The sequence below is a fragment of the Trueperella pecoris genome, assembly GCF_014926385.1.
Taxonomy (GTDB): domain Bacteria; phylum Actinomycetota; class Actinomycetes; order Actinomycetales; family Actinomycetaceae; genus Trueperella; species Trueperella pecoris.
This window is the reverse complement of record NZ_CP053291.1, coordinates 1,318,059-1,335,140: the sequence shown is the minus strand read 5'-3', so window position 1 is coordinate 1,335,140 and position 17,082 is coordinate 1,318,059. Positions and strand designations below refer to the sequence as shown.

20 protein-coding genes are annotated in these 17,082 nt (G+C 62.7%); 17 read left to right on the top strand and 3 right to left on the bottom strand.

The genetic code is table 11. The features are described from left to right. Positions 1 to 2 precede the first annotated feature (2 nt). Complete coding sequence (locus HLG82_RS06350) at positions 3 to 1,100, top strand: amidohydrolase family protein (RefSeq protein WP_193326040.1); 1,098 nt, start codon at positions 3 to 5, stop codon at positions 1,098 to 1,100. Between the two features lie 50 nt (positions 1,101 to 1,150). Here the strand turns inward: HLG82_RS06350 and HLG82_RS06345 are convergent, their stop codons facing one another. Further along, positions 1,151 to 2,095: a cation diffusion facilitator family transporter gene (locus tag HLG82_RS06345; protein WP_193326039.1), complete on the bottom strand. Its 945-nt coding sequence runs from the start codon at positions 2,093 to 2,095 to the stop codon at positions 1,151 to 1,153. 358 nt (positions 2,096 to 2,453) lie between these two features. Here HLG82_RS06345 and rpsP point away from each other — a divergent pair, with 358 nt between their 5' ends. The 12 genes from rpsP (at position 2,454) to HLG82_RS06285 (ending at position 11,769) form a co-directional block, all read left to right on the top strand. After that, complete coding sequence (gene rpsP / locus HLG82_RS06340; protein WP_167801235.1) at positions 2,454 to 2,909, top strand: 30S ribosomal protein S16; 456 nt, start codon at positions 2,454 to 2,456, stop codon at positions 2,907 to 2,909. Then, positions 2,909 to 3,145, top strand: a complete 237-nt coding sequence (locus HLG82_RS06335; protein WP_167801236.1) for an RNA-binding protein — start codon at positions 2,909 to 2,911, stop codon at positions 3,143 to 3,145. The genes rpsP and HLG82_RS06335 overlap by 1 nt, the downstream gene beginning before the upstream one ends. A 75-nt stretch (positions 3,146 to 3,220) precedes the next feature. Next, the gene (gene rimM, locus HLG82_RS06330; RefSeq protein WP_193326038.1) at positions 3,221 to 3,772 is read left to right on the top strand and encodes a ribosome maturation factor RimM; all 552 of its coding nucleotides are present in this window, start codon (positions 3,221 to 3,223) and stop codon (positions 3,770 to 3,772) included. Further along, on the top strand, positions 3,772 to 5,124 hold the full coding sequence (gene trmD, locus HLG82_RS06325; RefSeq protein ID WP_193326037.1) for a tRNA (guanosine(37)-N1)-methyltransferase TrmD: 1,353 nt from the start codon (positions 3,772 to 3,774) through the stop codon (positions 5,122 to 5,124). Before rimM ends, trmD begins: the two co-directional genes overlap by 1 nt. 122 nt (positions 5,125 to 5,246) lie before the next feature. Further along, positions 5,247 to 5,597, top strand: a complete 351-nt coding sequence (gene rplS / locus HLG82_RS06320; RefSeq protein WP_193326036.1) for a 50S ribosomal protein L19 — start codon at positions 5,247 to 5,249, stop codon at positions 5,595 to 5,597. A 316-nt stretch (positions 5,598 to 5,913) separates the two neighbouring features. Next, positions 5,914 to 6,717 (top strand): signal peptidase I, encoded by an 804-nt coding sequence (gene lepB / locus HLG82_RS06315; protein WP_193326035.1) that lies wholly within the window; start codon positions 5,914 to 5,916, stop codon positions 6,715 to 6,717. Further along, complete coding sequence (gene rnhB / locus HLG82_RS06310; RefSeq protein WP_193326034.1) at positions 6,714 to 7,394, top strand: ribonuclease HII; 681 nt, start codon at positions 6,714 to 6,716, stop codon at positions 7,392 to 7,394. Before lepB ends, rnhB begins: the two co-directional genes overlap by 4 nt. Beyond that, positions 7,391 to 7,702, top strand: a complete 312-nt coding sequence (locus tag HLG82_RS06305) for a DUF2469 domain-containing protein (protein ID WP_193326033.1) — start codon at positions 7,391 to 7,393, stop codon at positions 7,700 to 7,702. Before rnhB ends, HLG82_RS06305 begins: the two co-directional genes overlap by 4 nt. A gap of 152 nt (positions 7,703 to 7,854) precedes the next feature. Further along, positions 7,855 to 8,229, top strand: coding sequence for a YraN family protein (locus HLG82_RS06300; RefSeq protein ID WP_193326032.1), 375 nt, complete (start codon positions 7,855 to 7,857; stop codon positions 8,227 to 8,229). Next, positions 8,226 to 9,761 carry a YifB family Mg chelatase-like AAA ATPase gene (locus HLG82_RS06295; RefSeq protein ID WP_193326031.1) on the top strand — a complete coding sequence of 512 codons (1,536 nt, stop codon included), beginning with the start codon at positions 8,226 to 8,228 and terminating at the stop codon, positions 9,759 to 9,761. The genes HLG82_RS06300 and HLG82_RS06295 overlap by 4 nt, the downstream gene beginning before the upstream one ends. Continuing rightward, positions 9,758 to 10,870 carry a DNA-processing protein DprA gene (gene dprA / locus HLG82_RS06290; protein ID WP_193326030.1) on the top strand — a complete coding sequence of 371 codons (1,113 nt, stop codon included), beginning with the start codon at positions 9,758 to 9,760 and terminating at the stop codon, positions 10,868 to 10,870. The genes HLG82_RS06295 and dprA overlap by 4 nt, the downstream gene beginning before the upstream one ends. Beyond that, complete coding sequence (locus HLG82_RS06285; protein ID WP_193326029.1) at positions 10,867 to 11,769, top strand: tyrosine recombinase XerC; 903 nt, start codon at positions 10,867 to 10,869, stop codon at positions 11,767 to 11,769. The genes dprA and HLG82_RS06285 overlap by 4 nt, the downstream gene beginning before the upstream one ends. Before the next feature lie 37 nt (positions 11,770 to 11,806). On the opposite strand, the gene HLG82_RS06280 is transcribed toward HLG82_RS06285, so the two are convergent. Then, positions 11,807 to 12,469: a M23 family metallopeptidase gene (locus HLG82_RS06280; protein WP_193326028.1), complete on the bottom strand. Its 663-nt coding sequence runs from the start codon at positions 12,467 to 12,469 to the stop codon at positions 11,807 to 11,809. A gap of 130 nt (positions 12,470 to 12,599) precedes the next feature. Further along, entirely contained in the window at positions 12,600 to 13,313 is a 714-nt protein-coding gene (locus HLG82_RS06275) for a trimeric intracellular cation channel family protein (protein WP_193326027.1), read from the bottom strand. Positions 13,314 to 13,623: 310 nt separating this feature from the next. On the opposite strand from HLG82_RS06275, the gene rpsB reads away from it, so the two are divergent. The 4 genes from rpsB to HLG82_RS06255 all read left to right on the top strand — a co-directional run bounded on the left by rpsB (position 13,624) and on the right by HLG82_RS06255 (position 17,078). Beyond that, positions 13,624 to 14,451, top strand: a complete 828-nt coding sequence (rpsB, locus tag HLG82_RS06270) for a 30S ribosomal protein S2 (RefSeq protein WP_193326026.1) — start codon at positions 13,624 to 13,626, stop codon at positions 14,449 to 14,451. Between the two features lie 17 nt (positions 14,452 to 14,468). Next, on the top strand, positions 14,469 to 15,311 hold the full coding sequence (gene tsf, locus HLG82_RS06265) for a translation elongation factor Ts (protein WP_193326025.1): 843 nt from the start codon (positions 14,469 to 14,471) through the stop codon (positions 15,309 to 15,311). Between the two features lie 162 nt (positions 15,312 to 15,473). After that, the gene (locus tag HLG82_RS06260; protein ID WP_193326024.1) at positions 15,474 to 16,226 is read left to right on the top strand and encodes an electron transfer flavoprotein subunit beta/FixA family protein; all 753 of its coding nucleotides are present in this window, start codon (positions 15,474 to 15,476) and stop codon (positions 16,224 to 16,226) included. Next, complete coding sequence (locus tag HLG82_RS06255) at positions 16,227 to 17,078, top strand: electron transfer flavoprotein subunit alpha/FixB family protein (RefSeq protein WP_193326023.1); 852 nt, start codon at positions 16,227 to 16,229, stop codon at positions 17,076 to 17,078. The last annotated feature ends 4 nt before the right edge of the window (positions 17,079 to 17,082 follow it).

Sequence of the window (17,082 nt, the reverse complement as noted above, 5' to 3'; positions counted from 1 at the left end):
CCATGTCCATTCACCTGGTTGGCACCCTGCGGGGGACGGACGCGCGCGAGGCTTGGATCGTCGATGGGCGGCTCGTCCTTGCCCGCCCGCAAGCCCACGCGGGCGGTGCCGCCGGCTTGGAGCCGCGCGCGGTGACCGAGACGATATCGGGCTTTGCCTATCCGGGCCTGCTCGATGTTCACACCCACCCCGGCATGCGCCGAACGCCTGAGCCACTGGCAACCGGTGAGATTCGCCGCCGCCTCGATGTCCTAGCACGCCACGGGGTGACGGTGGTGCGCGACGCTGGCGGCCAGCACGACCCGAAGGTCGCCTGGGAGCCGGGCCTGGCACGCGTCATGCACAGTGGCCAGCACATTGGACGTTTCAAGCGCTACGAGCGTCACCTCGCCGTTGACGTCGAACCCGGGCAGTTGCCCGCCGAGGCCGTGCGCCAATACGAGCGCGCAGACGGCTGGATCAAGATCGTCGGCGATTGGATCGATCGCGAGGTGGGGGACACCACGCCGTTGTGGCCGCGCCAGGCGCTTATCGACGCCGTCGCCGCGGTTCACGACGCCGGAGGCAAGGTCACCGTCCACACCTTCGCCACCGAGACGGTCGATGACCTGCTCACGGCCGGGGTTGACGGGATCGAACACGGAACGGGCATGACGCGCGATCACCTCCTCGAGGCGTCCGCGCGCGGAATCCTCGTGACTCCGACGGTCCATCAGATTCGGCGCTTCCCAGAATTCGCGGCGAAAGGCGTCAAATTCCCCGCCTACGTGGAACGCATGTTGGGAATGGATCGCGTGCGCACAGAGCACTTGGCGCTCATGGTTGAGACGGGCACGCATTTTCTCATGGGCTCCGACACGGCGGAGAACGTCGCCGAGGTCAACCTTGTGGACGAGCTCATCGACGCGGTCGAGGACGGCATGCCGGCCGACGTCGTCATGGCCGCCGCCAGCTACGGCGGGCGGGCCAAGATCGGTTTTGACGTGTGGGCCGACGGCGAGCCCGCAGACCTCGTCGTCTATCGCCAGGATCCCGAAAAGAACATCGAAACTCTGCGCGATCCGGTTGCCATCTTCGCCGGCGGTGTGCGGGTGCTCTAGAACCCCGGGTCCTCGAGGGCCCTCGGTGCTCTCAGCGGAGTCTGCGGGGTCTAGAACCACTCCTCGTCGCCGAGCGGGATGAAGCCCTCGGGAATGTCATCGTAAGAGGCTTGGTCCTCAATTGGCTCAACGTGGATGACGATGAACGTGTCATCGAGCTTGGATTGAATCGACGACTCGACCTTCATCGCGAGGTCGTGGCCCTGCTTAACGGTCCATGAGCCGGGCACGAGCGCGTCGACGTTAATGTGGCGGATTCGGCCAGCCTGGCGAGTCTGCAGGCCGTGGAATGCGATCACACCGGGCTGCGCATACTCGTGGAGCACGTCGATAATGGCGTCGTTTTCGGCGTCGGGAAGCGTGACGTCCATGAGGCCGGCGAGGGAGGAACGAAGCAGGCTCAACCCCGTCCATAAGATGTTGAGCGCGACGACGATAGCGATGATCGGATCCAGGATCTGCCAGCCCGTGAGCATCACTAGCAACAGTCCGAAGATGACGCCGGCCGACGTCACCAGGTCGGTGAGCAGGTGCTTGCCGTCAGCCTCGAGCGTGATCGAGCGCTTCTTGCGACCCACGCCAATCAGATACATGCCCGCCGCGCCGTTGATGAGCGCCGCCAGGGCCGAAATTGCCAGGCCGATGCCCAGCTGTTCCACGGGCCGGGGGCTGGCCAGGCGTGTGACCGCGGCGAAGATGATGAGCGCGGCGGCACCAAAGATCATGGCTCCCTCGACGGCCGCCGAGAAATACTCCGCCTTCGAGCGGCCAAACGTGTAGCGGGACGACGCCGGCTTGGCGGCGAGCATGAGCGAGATCAGCGCGATAACCGCCGCAACGAGATTGGCCACCGACTCCATCGCATCCGACAGAAGGGAGACCGATCCGGTGACCAGGTAGGCGCCGGCCTTCAAGCCAATCGTCAGCACGGCCACCGCGATGGAGAGCCACGCGAACTTGGTCAGGTTCTGCGTTTGCGAGATGTTTTGCGTCATGGGGACAATTCTTGCGCCCTAGAAGAGCAATGTGAATCTGCGCCGCAGGGGCATTTCGCACACTTCATGCCGGTGAAACGGCGCCATTTGGCGGGGCGAGAATGCGGTTTGAGGGGCGCGGGAAAGTAGGTTTAGGGCAGACAAAAAATCGACGGCTCTGGCGTGACCACTACCACCGAAGGGAAACTGCCTGTGGACTGCCATTTGTTGGCGGAATCTGGCATCATTGAACGTTGTACTCAGACGAAGTCGAGCCCCTCTCAACTCGGCCAAGTCTCAGTCCGGGTAACAGCCAGACGCATGATTTCCCACGTTTCCGGCTGAAACCCACCAAATATGAACTAGGAGTGACCGCTAAGTGGCAGTCAAGATTCGTTTGAAGCGCATGGGCAAGATCCGTGAGGCCCACTACCGCGTCGTCGTCGTCGATTCTAAGAAGAGGCGCGATGGTCGCGTCATCGAGGAGATCGGCTACTACAACCCGAACACCGAGCCTTCGGTGATCGACATCAACTCCGAGCGTGCTCGGTACTGGATCTCGGTTGGCGCCCAGCCGACTGAGCCGGTTCTTGCTCAGCTCAAGATCACGGGTGACTGGCAGGCAGCCAAGGGTCTCGAGGGTGGCTCCACCCTGAAGACGGCCGCGGTTGTTGACGTCGCAGCTCAGCGTGAGGAGGCCACCAAGGCTGTTCAGGCTGAGGCTGAGAAGCGCCGTGCCGACAAGGCCAAGGCCCGCGAAGAGGCCGAGGCAGCCGCCAAGGCTGAGGCCGAGGCCGAAGCTGACGAGGCTCCTGCCGAGGCTGAGGAAGCCTAATGCTTGCTGACGCCTTGGAACACCTCGTTCGCGGAATCGTGGACAATCCGGATGACGTGGAGGTTACCTCGCGCAACAATCGTCGCGGTGAGCTCCTCGAAGTCCGAGTCAATCCCGAGGACCTCGGGCGCGTGATCGGCCGCAACGGCCGAACGGCCAAGGCACTGCGCTCGGTTATCAGCGCACTTGCTACGCAGGGCTCGGTACGCGTTGACGTGATCGAAACTGATCGATAGTCAAACATGTAGGGGACCCGCCATTTTGGCGGGTCCTTTGCTTTGCGTGATAATGGCTAGAACGAAAGGGGAACTATGCAGTTAACTGTGGCGATTGTCGGGGCAGCACACGGCCTGAAGGGCGAAGTGAAGCTCGACGTGCGTACCGACGATCCGGAACGCCGCCTGGCGGTCGGCTCCTCCTTGGAGACGGACCCGGCGGAGATGGGCCCGGTCACCATCGCCTCGCGGCGTGAATACAAAGGCAATGCCTACGTGCGATTCGCGGAATATGACGACCGGACGGGAGCGGAGTCCCTTCGCGGCGTCAAACTCATCATCGAGTCCGACGAGGACGAGCTGGAAGACGACGCCTGGTTCCCCCACGAGCTCAAGGGCCTCGAAGCGCTGGACCCCGACGGCTACGAGCTCGGCGTCGTCGTCGGCGTTGAGCCCATGCCGGCCCAGGACCTGTTGATCGTCCGCGAGCCCGACGGCGTCATCACGCGCGTGCCCTTCGTCAAGGAGATCGTCACCGAGGTCGACCTGGAGGACAACTGTGTGGTCATCGACGCGCCTCCCGGCCTCTTCTCGCCCGACGAACTCGTTATCTCCGAAGAGACGCATCAGGCGGAGTCGGGAGAGTAATGCGCTTCGACATCGTCTCCGTCTTCCCCGAGTTCTTCTCGGTGCTCGACCTGTCCCTTGTGGGCAAGGCGCGTGAGCGCGGCATTATTGACGTCGCCACGCATGACCTGCGCGATTGGACCAGCGACGTCCATCGCACCGTCGACGACACCCCATTCGGTGGTGGGGCTGGCATGGTCATGAAGCCGGACGTCTGGGCCGCAGCGATCGACGACGTCGTCGCGCCCGGTCGCAGCGTGCTCGCGATACCGACGCCCTCGGGAACGCCACTGACGCAACAGACCTGCTGGGACCTAGCCGAGGCAGACCAGCTCATTATCGCGTGCGGACGCTACGAAGGCATCGACTCGCGCGTGGCGGATCACTACCGCCAATCCGGCATGGAAGTCATCGAATACTCGCTCGGCGACTACGTGCTCAATGGGGGAGAAGTGGCGGCGATCGTGCTCGTCGAAGGCGTGGCGCGGCTCCTGCCCGGCATGATCGGAAACCCCGAATCCCTGCGGGAAGAGTCCCACGGCGAGGCTGGACTGCTTGAATACCCCGTCTACACCCGGCCAACCAACTTCCGCGGCATCGACGTCCCCGACGTCCTCACCTCTGGGGATCACGGCAAGGTGGCACGTTGGAGGCGTGACCACGCACTCGAACGCACCAGCATCCGCCGGCCCGACATGATCGCCAAGCTCGACCCATCCGCCCTCGACAAGAAGGACCGCGCCAAGCTGACCGAGCTGGGGTGGGCGGTCAACGATCGGGTCCGGCCGATCCTCGTCCAATCCCCAACGCCCGATGACGCCGGGGAACTCTCCGCCTTTGCAAGCCACCTCTTCCCGGACGCCTGCCCATCCGGAATGGATGAGGCGGACATTGCGGCCTTCGTGGACGGACACCTGAGCGAAGCCGATTTTGCGCGCTATATCGCCGATCCCCGCTACCTCATCCTGCTCGCTCGCGTGGACGGCCAGATCGCCGCCTACTCGATGGCGTTCATTCCACGCACCGCCGACGACTTCGCCGAGACGAACGCGGCTGGAGCGCCAACGGATCTGGTGCTCGACGGCGTCGTGCGCGAAGGTGAACTGGTGTACCTGTCGAAGTTCTATGTGGACGTGCCCTGGCGCGGCAAGGGAATCTTCGACTACCTCATGCGCAAGACGCTGGAGGCGATCGTCACGCATGCCGACGGCAGTCAACCATACGTGTGGCTCGGAACCGCCGCTGCCAATAAACGTGCCATCCGCGCCTACAAGCGGGCGGGCTTCGTGCGCGTCGGGACACGAGACTTCATCGTGGGTGAGCAGGTCAACAAGGATATCACTTTAGCGATCCGCCCAAATGTGCCAAACTAGTATGGCTTGCACGGGGTCTAAAGCCTGCCGCAGGGGGCTGGACCTATCTGCAAGAACTTTCCAACGAACGGGCATTTGCCCGGAAAGCACTCTGACCTGCGTGCAGGGTGGATGAGAAGATAATGAACATTATCGACAAGATTAACGCGGCATCGCTCACGGAGCGCCCCGACTTCCGCGCCGGTGACACGGTCAAGGTCAACGTCAAGGTCGTTGAAGGCCAGCGCCACCGTATCCAGGTCTTCCAGGGCGTCGTGATCGCACGCAAGGGCGGCACCGGCCTCGGTGCAACCTTCACCGTCCGCAAGACCTCCTTCGGTGTCGGTGTGGAGCGTACGTTCCCGCTGCATTCTCCGAATGTCGATTCGATCGAGGTAGTGACCCGTGGCCGCGTCCGCCGCGCCAAGCTCTACTACCTGCGTGATCGTCACGGCAAGGCTGCGAAGATTCGCGAACGTCGAGCAGACGCGTAAATTGTGAAGAGGCGCCCTCCGGGGCGCTTCTTTCTTGCCGGTCTGGTGGCGGGCTGGCTGGGCCGGGCCGGCTGGCCGTACCGCCGAAACCGTATTAATCTGACTCGCGCTGTACTAATCTGGCGTAATTTAGTACAGCGGCGGTCAGGTTACTACAGCGCGGGTGGCCGGTGGGGCACGGAAACGCCGCCGGTGGGCCCGCGGGCCGCGGGAGACGGCGTCGCGCTGTTGGCGAACTCACCCAGATACACGCCTTTCTGATTGGCGGACGGCGAGCGCGCGTGCCGTAGGGTAGGGGTAGTAAGAAGGGGGTGCGATGAGCGATCTCGAACGGCCAGATCATGACGACACGCAGATGCCGCCGTCGTACCCTCCGCAAGAGCGCGCGGTACCGAGTAAGTCGGAACCGGAGAAACGCCCTGAGAAGTTGACGGCCCCGACCCCTCGCCAGCGCGTGGGTTCTTTCTTCCTAGAATTCGCAACGATTATTGCGGTTGCGCTGCTGATCTCGGTCATTATCAAGACGTTCTTTGCGCAGGCTTTTGCGATTCCGTCGGAGTCAATGGAGAACACGCTAATCCCCGGCGATCGTATTTTTGTCAATAAGCTCGCCGACTCGGAAGGTGAGCTCAATCGCGGGGACGTGGTGGTTTTCGTTGATCCGGGTAATTGGCTCGAAGGCGTTGCTAAGGATAGCTATCCGGCGTGGCAGCAGGTGCTTGTCGACGTCGGTGAGGCCGTTGGTCTGATCCCGCAGAACGTAGGCGACCACTTGGTCAAGCGCATCATCGGGTTGCCGGGCGACCACGTGAAGTGCTGCAACGGTGATGGGCTGATCACCGTTAATGGTGAGCCGATTAAGGAAACGTATCTCAAGCCGGGCGTGAGCCCGTCGGATACCCCCTTCGATGTGATCGTTCCTGATGGGCACCTGTGGCTCATGGGCGACAACCGTAACCGATCCAAGGATGCTCGCTATCACCAGCAGGCAACCGGATTTGGCTTTGTGCCGATTACGAATGTCGAGGGTCGGGCCTGGGTGACGATTTTCCCGTTGGATCGGTTCGGGACGATCCCCTCGGCCGGTGACGTTTTCGCCAACGTTCCGTCGGCCAAATGATAGTCCCTGATCGCGACGTCGAACGGCGGCTTCTGCACGAGCTTGCGGAGCGTACGGACGGGCCGTTTTATCTTGCCGGTGTGGATGAAGTGGGCCGCGGAGCTCTCGCTGGGCCGGCCTCCGTTGGGATTGCCCTTGTTTCGCTCACCACGCCGGATGGGTTTCCGTCCGGGCTACGAGATTCAAAATTGATGACGGCGCCGGCGCGGCGGCGCGCGGTGGAGGGCGTTACGCAGTGGGCGGATGCCGTGGCGGTGGGTCACGCGGGCGCCGACGTCGTGAACCAGTGGGGGATTATTGGGGCGCTCAGGTGGGCGGCCGGCGAAGCCCTGGGACAGCTTGCGGATTATCCGATCGCGGGCGTTCTCCTCGATGGCGTCCATGATTGGTGGACGAGCGACGGGCTGCCGCTCGGTCCTCAACTGCCGGCGTATCCGGTGCGTATGGAAGTCAAGGCGGATGCGCGCTGTGCTGTGGTCGCGGCTGCGAGTGTGGTGGCAAAGGTGGCACGCGACGAGTTGATGGTTTCCCTCGCCGCCGACTATCCGGGCTACGATTGGGAAAAGAACAAGGGATATTCTTCCCCGAAGCACATTGACGGGCTGCGCAGCCTAGGTGCGAGCGTGCATCATCGCACGAGTTGGAAACTTCCGGGTCTAGGACAGGGATTGGTATGAGCGAATTAGAAGAGTACGAAGCGAATGCTGAGCTCGCGCTGTACCGCGAGTATCGTGACGTGGCGAGCCTTTTCCGTTTTGTGGTTGAGACAGAGCGCCGCTTCTACCTGGCCAATGACGTGGACGTAAAGGTGCGTGCGTCGGCGGCCGGAGACGTATTCTTTGAAGTGACGTTGACCGACGCGTGGGTGTGGGACATTTTCCGTTCGTCGCGCTTTATCCGCGGCGCTCGCATTGTCACGTTTAAGGATGTCAATGTCGAAGAGCTGAACAAGCCCGATATCACGCGCGAGCTCGACTTCGAGTAGGTCGCACGGGAGTTCTACGAGTCGGCAAAAGACATCGAATAGTCGGCCTCATCTGAGGCCAAGTTTTTCCACAGTTTGCGACTCGGCTGACCCATCCACATTTTGGCTTTTTCGGAAACGCGCGAAGGGCGGAACCTGCTGAAATCGTCTCTATGACGAGAACACAGATGAACACCCGTGAGCTTGGCACGTGGGGCGAAAACCTCGCTGCCGCTCACCTTAAAGAACACGGCTGGGGCATCCTGGCCCGAAATTGGCGCACACGCGGCGGCGAACTGGACATCGTCGCATTCGATCCGCAACGGCAGGCGATTGTGGCGGTGGAAGTGAAAACGCGCCGCAGTCACCATGCTGGTACGCCCGCTGAATCGGTGACTACAGAGAAGGTCCGCCGGATCAAGGGGCTGTTGCTGACCTGGCTACTCGAGCATGGGACTTTCGCCGCTCAGATCACGGTGGATGTGCTTGCCGTGGATGTGACGATAAGCGGCGAGCCCTCGATCTCGCACGTGAAGGACGTGTCATGAACACGGCCGTCGCCGTTGCGGGCACGGTCGGGCGTGCCAAGACGCTCTCCATTGTGGGTCTCGAGGCTATCCCCATCCTCGTCGAGGCCGTGCAACTCAACGGTTTGCCCAGCTTCCAGATAGTGGGACTTCCGGATGCCGCGGTCAACGAGGCGCGTGAAAGGCTGCGAGCCGGCTTTCACGCCCTGGGCGTGAGCTGGCCCAACCGCCGGCTGACGGTCAATCTTTCCCCGGCGGACGTGCTCAAATCGGGCACGGGTTTCGACTTGGCAATTGCCGTGGCGATCCTTGGCTCGATCGGCTTCGATGCGGGGCGCAACGCCGTAGTGATGGGCGAGCTTGGACTCGACGGGTCCATCCGGCCGGTGCGTGGGGTGTTACCGGCGCTGCTTAGTGCGGTCAAGGAGGGAGTCGAGACGGCGATCGTTCCTGTGGGCAATCGGGAAGAGGCCCTCCTCGTGGACGGCATTGAGGTCGTTGCGGTGCATCACCTTGCGCAGGTGGCGCGGCTGTGCGGCGTGCCGGGGCAGTTCGTGCCGCCGATGATGTCGCAGGTGAGTGACCCGTTGCCCCTGCCTGAGCCGGTGGCTGACCTGAGCGACGTCTATGGCCAGGAAGAGGCAATTCTTGCACTCGAGGTCGCGGCGGCCGGAGGGCATCATATGCTCATGGTTGGCTCGCCGGGAATCGGGAAGTCGATGCTGGCTCGGCGCATGCCGGGAATCATGCCGGACCTGACTCATGCGGAAGCCCTGGAAGTCGCTGCGATTTCTTCGCTCATGGGGGAGCGCTTTACCGATCTACCTCATTGCCCGCCGTTCAGCGCTCCGCACCACACGGCTAGTGCGGCGGCGATGGTGGGAGGGGGCTCGGGCATTCCTCGGCCGGGTGCGGTGACTTTCGCCCACCGCGGCGTCCTGTTCTGCGATGAGTACCCAGAATTTGCGCCTCGGGTAATACAGGCGTTGCGCCAGCCGATGGAAGATGGCTACATCGAATTAGCCAGATCCAAGGCCAACGTGCGCTTTCCGGCGCGCTTTCAGCTGGTGGCGGCCGCCAATCCATGCCGTTGCGGGCACGTACTCGATGCGCCGTCTCGGTGCACGTGTACCTCACGCGATCGGCGCACGTACAACGCGTCGCTCGGCGGGCCGGTGCGAGATCGGATCGATATCCAGATCCTGCTTAGACGGCCGTCGAAGGCTGATCTCCGCCGCGGCGGAACCATCACGAGTGCTCAGGTGAAGGAACGAGTTTCGGAGGCGAGGCTACGCCAAGCTCATCGGCTGAAGAAACTGCCACTCGAGCGTAACGCCCAAGTGCCGGGGGCCTGGCTACGGCGTCACACGCCGCTGTCGCCCGTCACGGCCACGCGTTTCGAAGAGGGGATAACCATGGGCGAGTTGTCCTTGCGGGGATATGACAGGATTTTGCGCCTGGCGTGGTCGATCGCTGACGTAAACGGCCGAGGCGTGCCCAGTGACGACGACGTCGCGCTGGCTTACACAATGAGAGGACGGGTGTCAGCATGAGCGAGCTTGATGAACTGCAGGCGCGGATCGAATGGTCACGAATGACGGAGGGCGCCGATCCGGTGGCGCACGCCTTGATCTCCCACCTCGGGGCTGCGGGCGCGTTGGACTTCATCCGCGAGCCTGGCGAGGTTGATGAGCGGATTGGTCAGCACGTGGCGCGGTGGCGACATCGCCTGGACCGCCAAGAGCCGTTTAAGATGGGTGCCCTCGATCGGGCCGGAGTAAGTGTGGTTGCGCCGGGCGACGAGCTCTGGCCCTCGCAGCTCAACGATCTTGGGGATAAGGCGCCGCTCTTGCTCTGGGTGAAGGGCGATCCCAAAGTGCTCGCTGGGCGCGCGGTCGCCATCGTTGGCTCGCGTGCCGCGACTGCCAACGGTGTGCGGATCGCGCGGGACTTTGCCTACGAGATTTCCCGCGAGGCCACCGTCATTTCCGGCGGAGCTTTCGGCATCGACGCGGCCGCACACGAAGGGGCCATGTTGGCTCTCCGGCCCTCAGTGATCGTCAGCGCTGGCGGGGCAGATCGCGTGTATCCGCGCGCCCACGACGCGCTGTTTGCCAAGACGCTCGAGTTGGGTGGTGCAGTAGTATCAGAATCGCCGCTCGGGGCGGCGCCGCAGCGCTTTCGGTTTCTCGCCCGAAACCGGATCATTGCAGGCCTCGCCCGCGCAACGCTCGTCGTCGAAGCGCCGATTCGTTCAGGGGCACTTTCGACAGCGAGGCACGCACAGAACATCGGCCGTCCCGTGGGTGCTGTGCCTGGTCCCATCGACGTGCCGCAGTATCAGGGCTGCATTGACCTTCTGCGGAATGACGGCACGCCAGTTGCCAACGTCGCCCATCTACGCGAGCTGATGGGCACCATGGAAGTGCAAGACCCGCTCGCGCCTGACTTTTTCGCCGGGAGCGTCGACGACGGGTACGACCCGCGTCATCAGCGTGTCTTCGATGCGACGCCGGTTACGCGAGCCGCGAGCGTAGCGTCGATTGCCGCGACGGCGGGGCTGACGTTGCCAGAGACGTTGACAGTTCTCGGGCACTTGTTGTTGGCCGGGCGCGTCGCGGAGCGCGACGGTCGGTGGAAGCGCACTAAGGTGAGCTCATGAGCGTGGAGAAGATTGTCGCAGAGTATGATCACGAGCTTGCGGTGCGGCGGGGGCTGTCGGAGCACACCGTGCGGGCTTACGTGAAAGAAGCACGCTCGCTATTGGACTTCCTCGCCACGTATTCCTCCGATGTTGAACAGTCCCTCGAATTTCTCGAACTGGCTGACTTACGTTCGTGGCTGGCTTGGAGGCAGCGCGCGGGGCACACGCGCGCGACGATGGCGCGCCATTCTGCCGCCATTCGTAGTTTCACGCGCTGGCTACATAAGAATGGATACCTCACCAACGATCCCGGGCTACGCCTGAAGTCCCCGCGGGCGGATAACGCCCTGCCCAAGGTGCTCAGCAAGGACCAGGCCAAGCGGCTTCTCGACACGGCAGCCGTCCGCGCCGCGGAGGCAGGCGGGCTCGCGGTTCGTGACTGGGCCATGCTGGAGATGCTCTACGCCTCAGGAATCCGTGTCAGCGAGCTGGTTGGCCTCGATATCACGAGTATCCAGGCGGATTCGACGTTGCGAGTGGTTGGAAAGGGCAACAAGGAACGGATTGTGCCCTTTGGGCGCCCCGCGCGCGAAGCCTTGAGTCAGTGGCTGAGCGTACGCCCACAGTTCCTCAAAGGCGATCGCCAGGCGGTATTCGTTGGGCGGGCAGGCAAGCGAATTGACCCGCGCATGGTGCGAACGGTCCTCGACCGCCTAACGATGCTCGCAGACCTTCCCCACATCGGGCCGCACGGGCTACGCCACTCCGCGGCAACACACCTCTTGGAGGGTGGATCCGACCTGCGAAGCGTGCAAGAAGTGCTCGGGCACTCGTCGCTGGGCACGACGCAACGCTATACGCACGTGAGTGCCGAGCGCCTCCGGTCCGCCTTCGGGCAGGCACACCCACGGGCATAGAGTTGCCCCGCGGACACGGGACGCGCCCGCTGAAGGCTTATTCGTAGAGACGAATCGGCCCACGGACAAGAAGCGAAAGAGGATCAACATAGTCATCCGACCCGCGCTTGGCACCCCAATGGAGGCAAGCCGACGGCGCGCAGTGATGACCGCTGACGTATCCAACAAGATCCCCGCGCGAGACGACGTCGCCCCGCGCGACCACGGGCCGAAGGGGTTCGTACGTCGTCCGGATGCCATCGGCATGTTCGATCGAGACCAACTCACGATCGTTGAGCTGGCCCGCATAGAGGACCCGGCCATCGGCTGCGGCGAACACGGGCTGATCGCTGGCCAGAGCTAGGTCAACGCCGCGGTGGCCGGGCAGCCAATTTTTCGGCCCGGGACTGAAGGGACGCAACACCGTCACCTGCTGACCCGACGGCCACTCATATTGCACGCCCGTCTTCGGGCTACCTAGAGCCGTTTTTGAGGGCCGTGAGGGTAGCGCCGAGGAACTCGTGTCTGAGGCCGAGGAATTTGTAGCTGGCACCGAGGAATCTGTAGCTTGCGCTGGTGTGCCCGAAACCGCCTCCAAGGCGCCTGCGGATGATTCCACGGCGCGCGTGGGGAAGGGGGACGGCACAGCGTCGGTCAAGGTGGGCGAGCCGAGGGCAAACGCGCCAGAGATCAAACCAAGAGCAAGAAGTATCTTTTTCATGCACCCAGACTGACAGATCGACGCTCATGGAAACGCCCGAAAAATGATGATTGTGGACGAAAGTAGCACAACGGCGTCGTGTGGAAAAAGTGCACGGTGCCAACCGGCGGCGCAAGCCAGCCGGACGGGCCTAGTTCTCGGGGCTCTTCTCGGACAGACGGCGGCTGGAAAGCTTGCGCAGGTTCGGGATGCGCTCGCGATCAAGGATGCGCTTGGAGCCGGCCAGAATATTCATCTGGCGAACCGGGAGGATCCAATGGTAACGGCGGGCGGCCAAACCGAAGACGAGGCAGATGAGGATTGCGGTGCCCATGCCAAGCTGATACATGTCGTGGCGTTGAAAGATCACCATCACTCCTGCGGCAATGATCGAGAAGGTGGCGTAAAGCGGATTCGAGCCGAAGATTGCGGGGGTCTGGCGCACGAGGACGTCGCGCATGACACCGCCCGCCGTCGCCGTAATCACGCCGAGGAAGATGGAGGGAATCGGGTCAAGACCGGCCGAAATACCCTTCGCGGCGCCGGTGGCAGACCAGCAACCGAGCGTGAGAACGTCGGCCAGAGTTAGTCCGCGTCGCGCCCAGGGTCCGTCGAGAGGAACGAGATAGGCGAAGGCCGAGGCGCCGATCGCGCCCGCCAAGTACCACGGGTCGGTCAGGGCAACAGGGAAGCCGATCCCCAAGAGCGAATCGCGAATCATTCCACCGCCGAGGGCTGTCAAGATACCCAAGGTGAGGTAGCCAATCAGATCGTAGCCCAAGGCCCTAGCCAGCGACGCGCCAATCACTCCGTTGGCGATCACGCCGGCCACATCCACCATACGGAAGAGAACTTCGGGATCCATACCACTCCTCACTGCTCGGGATAATTGTGCACCGCGTACCGGCCACCTGTCAGCCTCGTATCCGCCCACGATGATGTAGGCAACACCACCGAAACCTGTGAGATTTCGCCTTGGAAGCGCCGCGGGAGCCAGATAAACTGGTCAGGCTGTCAAATTTTGGCAGACTACGCGTGCTCGCTCGCCGCAAGGTCTTCCGCACATCGGTCCTATGGATTGTACGGAATGGGGCACCAGGGCTGATCACAAGGTGTGGTTGGTAAGAAACCGAGAATATAAGCGCAGGATTCCTGCGCTGTGAGAAAGGACGACCATGGCAGTCGTTTCTATGCGCCAGCTGCTTGAAGCCGGCGTCCACTTCGGGCACCAGACCCGTCGTTGGAACCCCAAGATGAAGCGTTTCATCCTCAACGATCGTAACGGCATCTACATCATTGATCTTCGTAAGACGGTTGACGACATCAACCGCACCTATGAGTTCGTCAAGGAGACCGTCGCACATGGCGGCAACATCCTCTTCGTTGGCACCAAGCGTCAGGCCCAGCGCCCGATCCGCGAGCAGGCCGAGCGCGTGGGCATGCCCTACGTGAACGAGCGTTGGCTCGGCGGCATGCTGACCAACTTCTCCACCGTCAACGCACGTATCCAGCGCCTCAAGGAGCTCGAGCTCGTTGACTTCGACGACGTCGCAGGTTCCGGCCGCACCAAGAAGGAACTCCTCATGATGCGCCGCGAGAAGGAGAAGCTTGAGCGCACGCTCGGCGGTATCCGCGATATGGGCAAGGTCCCGTCGGCCATCTGGATTGTTGACACCAACAAGGAGCACCTCGCCGTTGCCGAGGCTCACAAGCTCAACATGGCTGTCTGCGCCGTCCTTGACACCAACTGTGATCCCGACGAGGTCGACTACGGCATCCCCGGTAACGACGACGCGATCCGCTCGATCGAGATCCTGACTCGCGTCATTGCCGACGCCGTCGCCGAGGGCCTCGTTGCCCGTGGTGGTGCTGGCAAGGACGCCGAGGAGCCCATGCCTGAATGGGAGCGCGAGCTTCTTGAAGGTGACGAGGCAGCAACCGAGGCTGACGCTGAGGAAGCTCCGGCTGAGGCTGAGGCCGAGGCCACCGAAGACAACGCCTAAGTCCTGGAGGATTAAGAATGGCTAACTTTACCGTTGCTGATATTAAGGCTCTTCGTGAGAAGACCGGCGCTGGCATGATGGACGTCAAGAAGGCTCTTGCCGAGTCCGACGGTGACACCGCCAAGGCCGAGGAGCTGCTCCGCCTGAAGGGTCTGAAGGTTGCTGCAAAGCGCGAGGGCCGCACCGCTTCGAACGGTCTCGTTCTGTCCCACATCGGGACCAACGACGAGGGCATGTTCGGCCTGATCATCGAGGTCAACGCCGAAACCGACTTCGTTGCCAAGAACGAGAAGTTCATCAACTTCGCTGAGGGCATCCTCGCCGCCGCGGTCAAGGCTGGCGCCAAGACCAACGCTGAGGTTCTCGCTGCTGCGCACGCGGAGGGCACCGTCAAGGACGCCGTCGACAACATGATCGGCATCATCGGCGAGAAGCTCGGCGTGGGTGCTGTTGAGTACCTCGCAGGCGAGCACATCGAGTCCTACATGCACAAGACCGCTGTTGACCTGCCCGCTCAGGTCGCCGTTCTCGTTGCTACGGACGCTGCCGGCAAGGAGATTGCGCACGACGTCGCAGTCCACATCGCCGCGATGTCCCCGGCCTACCTTTCCGAGGCAGACGTCCCGGAGGCCGACATCGAAAACGAGCGTCGCATCGCCACCGAGATGACCATCGCCGAGGGCAAGCCGGAGAAGGCTGTCCCGATGATCGTCGAGGGCCGTCTCAAGGGCTACTTCAAGCAGATCTGCCTGCTTGACCAGGCTTACGCTCGCGATCCGAAGCTTTCGGTTGGCCAGGTTGCCAAGGCAGCCGGCGCCACCATCACGGGCTTCAAGCGCGTCCGCGTTGGCCAGGAGTAAGGGCTAAATCACCGTTGTGGGGTGCGATGTTTCATCGCACCCCACACGTGTCTCACCTGTGCGGCTCATCTCCGCCGAGAGAAGAACCGCCAGGCGAGAGACTCAACGCGTCGCGCTCTCGCGGAATAATATAGCGTCGAAAGAGAAGAAGTGGAGAACAACGTGAGCATTGTTGTGGCATACAAGTATGTGCCCAATCCTCAGGACGCCAAGGTTTTAGCCGACGGCACTATCGATTGGTCGCGTGCGAAGGCTGCCGTGTCGGAGTCGGACCCGGTTGCGATGGAGATGGGAAGCAGGGTGGCCAAGGCCCAGGGGGCACAGCTCGTGGGCATCTCGGTTGGAAACTCCCAGGTTGGCTCCGCGATGGCTCGCAAGAATGCTATGTCGCGTGGATTCGACCGAGGCATCATTGTTTCTGACGATGCCGTCGCCTCCTGGTCTTCCACGCAGGTTGCCTCCGCTTTGGCCCAGCTTGTGACCAAGATTGGCGACGCCACTCTCGTCCTGACCGCTGACTCCTCGGTGGATGAGGCCGCCGGAATGATGCCCGCGTTGATCGCCGGCCACCTGGGCTGGCCCGCAATTCTCGACGTGACGGATGTGGAGCCCACTGAAGGCGGCTACGTCCTCACCCAACAGATCAAGGGCGGCACGCGTACGTTGAACGTGACCGGCTCGGTCGTCGTCGCGACGACGTCTGACGCGACCTCCCCGGCGGTCCCTTCGATGAAGGACATTCTGGCGGCGGGTAAGAAGCCGGTTGAGGTTCTCTCGGCCGCAGAGGTTGAACCCGGCCCGGTGTCGCTTCATGTGGTGGGGCGCGAGCGCCCTGCCAAGCGTGAACGCAAGGGCAAGATGTTTGGGACGGCTGCGGAACTTGTCGCTGCTTTACGTGAGGATGGGGTGCTGTAAATGACAACGTGGATTGTTACGACCGAATCGGAGATTTCCCAGCTCGTGGCGCTGGCCCACGGGCAGACCGTGGCTGTCGTCGTCGGGAATGCAACCGTTGGGGGAGTGGATCGTGTCATCCGCATCGACACGGGCGACAAGCCGGCCGAAGCGATGGCCCCGGCCGTCGTCGCTGCCGTCCAGGCCGAGGGCAACGACGTCGTCCTCGTACTCAACAACCCCGCCGGGCGATCGCTCGCCGGAGCCATCAGCGCCGCCAAGAATGCGCCGGTGCTACGCGGTGTACGCGAGCTCGCGGCTGGTCACGCGACCGTTGGGCGCTTCGGTGGCATCGTGAACGAGTCCGTCGAGTTTGACGGCCCGGCCGTCGTGCTCGTCTCCGAGGGAGAAGAGTTGCACGGCGCGGTCGCCGAGGAAGAATTCGACGGCGACTCCTTCGACGTCACGGTCACGGCGGAAAACGTCCACGAGGGCGCCCCGGTGAACCTGGCCGCGGCAACGCGCATCGTCGGCGTCGGACGCGGATTCGTCAACGAAGAAGACCTAGCCCTTGCGCGCGAGCTTGCCGATGCGATCGGCGCAGAAGTCGGATGTACACGCCCGCTCGTGGAAGGCCACGGCTGGTTTGACCGGGATTCCTACCTCGGCGTCTCCGGGCACACGGTGGCCCCTGAGGTCTACATTCCCGTAGGTGTCTCCGGCCAGATCCACCACACGGCAGGAATCGGGGGAGCGCAGAACATCGTCGTCATCAACAATGACGAAACCGCGGCCATCTTCGACATGGCCGATTACGGCATCGTGGGCAACCTTTACCAGGTTCTGCCGCAGATGGTTGCGGAACTCAAGTAGGCTG